This window comes from uncultured Thermus sp. (genome assembly GCF_938010445.1).
Taxonomy (GTDB): Bacteria; Deinococcota; Deinococci; order Deinococcales; family Thermaceae; genus Thermus; species Thermus altitudinis.
Genome location: NZ_CALLUR010000130.1, coordinates 1 through 2,524, shown reverse-complemented (window position 1 = coordinate 2,524; position 2,524 = coordinate 1). Strand labels below are relative to the sequence as shown.

Annotated in this window: 3 protein-coding genes; 2 read left to right on the top strand and 1 reads right to left on the bottom strand. The window is 66.1% G+C overall.

What is annotated here, in order from left to right; all coding sequences use genetic code 11:
- Positions 1 to 8: 8 nt before the first annotated feature.
- Positions 9 to 389: an iron-sulfur cluster insertion protein ErpA gene (gene erpA, locus Q0693_RS07365; protein WP_243030609.1), complete on the bottom strand. Its 381-nt coding sequence runs from the start codon at positions 387 to 389 to the stop codon at positions 9 to 11.
- Positions 390 to 470: 81 nt separating this feature from the next.
- On the opposite strand from erpA, the gene Q0693_RS07360 reads away from it, so the two are divergent.
- Complete coding sequence (locus tag Q0693_RS07360) at positions 471 to 1,601, top strand: Xaa-Pro peptidase family protein (RefSeq protein WP_298630376.1); 1,131 nt, start codon at positions 471 to 473, stop codon at positions 1,599 to 1,601.
- Between the two features lie 99 nt (positions 1,602 to 1,700).
- A partial coding sequence (locus Q0693_RS07355; protein ID WP_298630374.1) for a ribose-phosphate pyrophosphokinase occupies positions 1,701 to 2,524 on the top strand: 824 nt, incomplete at its 3' end.

Here is a 2,524-nt window from a genome sequence, read left to right as displayed (position 1 = left end):
AAAGGCCCTTAGTGGCCGCAGGTGCGGGCCTCTCCCTCCTGGTCCTTGGTGCGGAAGGAGTGGCCGCAACCGCAGGTGCTGGCGGCGTTGGGGTTATGCACGGTAAATCCCCCGCCCATGAGGCTTTCCACCCAGTCTATTTCCGAGCCCACCAGGTAGGGCAAGGACATGGGGTCCACCGCCAGGCGCACCCCGTGCATCTCCACGAAGGTGTCCCCCGGAAGCTCCCTCTCGTCCACGGCCATGCCGTACTGGAAGCCCGAGCACCCGCCAGACTTGATGTAGACCCGGATGGCGGCCTGCTCCTTGCCATAACGGGCCAGGATCTCCTTGGCCTTCTCCGCCGCCAGAGGGGTGATACGGATCACGGCTTCCTGGGTTTCCCGCATCTTCCCAACCTCCCTACCCCCTACCGTAGCACGTGAGGGGTAAGGAAAGGTGAGGTGGGTTCCAAGGGCTAGGATGGAGGCATGGACCTAGCCCGCATACAGGAGGTACTTAGGGAGGAGAGGCTGGATGGCTGGCTTCTCCTCTCCTTTGGCCGGAGCAACCCCCTGGCCCTCGAGGTCCTGGCCCTCAGCCCCCTTCACCTCACCCGGCGCTTCGCCTACCTCATCCCCCAGGAGGGGGAGCCCACCCTCCTCTGCCACGCCATAGAGGAAAGCCTCTTCCCCCCCCTGCCTGGGCAAAGGCGCACCTACCACACCTGGCGGGGATACCTGGAAACCCTTAGGGGGCTTACGGAAGGGAAAAGGCGGATTGCCCTTGAATACGTGCCCGGGGGGCTGATCCCTTACCTCTCCCGGGTGGATGGGGGCAGCCTGGACCTCCTTAGGGGGATGGGCCTCGAGCTCGTGTCCTCCTGGCCCCTGCTCCTCCTCTTCCAAACCTGGGGAGAGGCGAAGCTAAAGAGCCACCGCCGGGCGGTGAAGGGCTTGGTGGCCGCCAGGGACCGAGCGCTGGCCTTCCTGCAGCAAAGCCCCAGGCCCACGGAAAAAGCCGTGCAGGCCCTCTTGGTCCAGGCCTTGGAGGAACAGGGGCTGGTCTTTGACCATCCCCCCATGGTGGCCTTTGGCCGAAACGCCGCCAACCCTCACCACGCCCCCACGGACAAGGTCCTCGAGGAGGGCGAGGTGGTGCTTTTGGACCTGTGGGCCAAGGAAAAAGGGGGGGTCTACGCCGACATCACCTGGATGGCGGGCCTAAGGCCTCCTGAAGGGGCCCACCGGGCCTTCCAGGCGGTGGCCAGGGCCCGGGATGCCGCCATCCGCTTCCTGGCCGAGGCCTACGGAAAAGGGCACTACCCCAAGGGCTTTGAGGTGGACCGGGTGGCCCGGGGCCTTTTGGAAGGGGAGGGCTACGGGCCTTACATCCGCCACCGCACGGGGCACAACCTGGGGGAGGAGGTCCACGGCTCCGGCCCCCACCTGGACGACCTGGAAACCCACGACTTCCGCCCCCTGGTGCCGGGGCTGGCCTTCACCGTGGAACCCGGGGTTTACCTACCCGATTTCGGGGTGCGCACCGAGGTGAACGTCTATGTGCACCCCGAGGGCCTCGAGGTCACCACCCCCTTGCAGGAGGGCCTTACCCTCCTTTAAGTAGCCCCTTTAGGGCTGACCGAGGTAGCCCCCACACGCTAGCCCTTGGGGAGGGAAGCGGGAAGCCTACCCCTGGGGCGTGGTATCTTGGGGAACGGCATGGACCGCCCCCTGCTGATCTTCTCTGGTCAGTCCAATAAGCCCTTAGCCCAAGCCATCGCTGAGGCCCTAGGCCTTCCCCTGGGCAAAAGCGCCACCCAGCGCTTCGCCAACGACAACCTCTTCGTGCGCTTTGAGGAAAGCCTAAGGGAAGGGGATGTCTTCATCGTCCAGTCCCTAACCCCCCCCGTGCAGGACCACCTCATGGAGCTTCTCATGATGATTGACGCCGCCAAGGGGGCCAGCGCCGCCCGGGTCACGGCGGTCATCCCCTACTTCTCCTATGCCCGCAGCGACAAGAAGGACGCCCCCCGCATCTCCATCGCCGCCAGGCTGGTGGCCGATCTTCTCCAGACCGCCGGGGCCGACCGGGTACTCACCATGACCCTGCACTCCCCCCAGGTGCACGGGTTCTTTAAGGTGCCCGTGGACCACCTCTCCGCCGAGCCCGTCATCGCCAACCACTTCGCCACCCGGGTGGACCTGGACAATGCCGTGGTGGTGGCCCCGGATGCCGGGGACCTCAAAAGGGCCAGCTCCCTGGCCCGGCGCCTCCGCCTCCCCTTGGCCTTCATTGACAAGGAGCGGGTTTCCGACACCGAGGTACGGGTCCGGATGCTGGTGGGGGAGGTCAAGGGGAAAACCGCCCTGATCGTGGACGACGAGATCTCCACCGCAGGAAGCCTGGTGGAGGCGGTGGAGGCCCTGTTGCAGGCAGGGGCCAAGGAGGTCTACGCCGCCGCCACCCACGGGGTCTATGTGGGACCGGCCCTGGAGCGCATCGCCAAAAGCCCGGTGCGGGAGGTGGCGGCCACCGACACCTG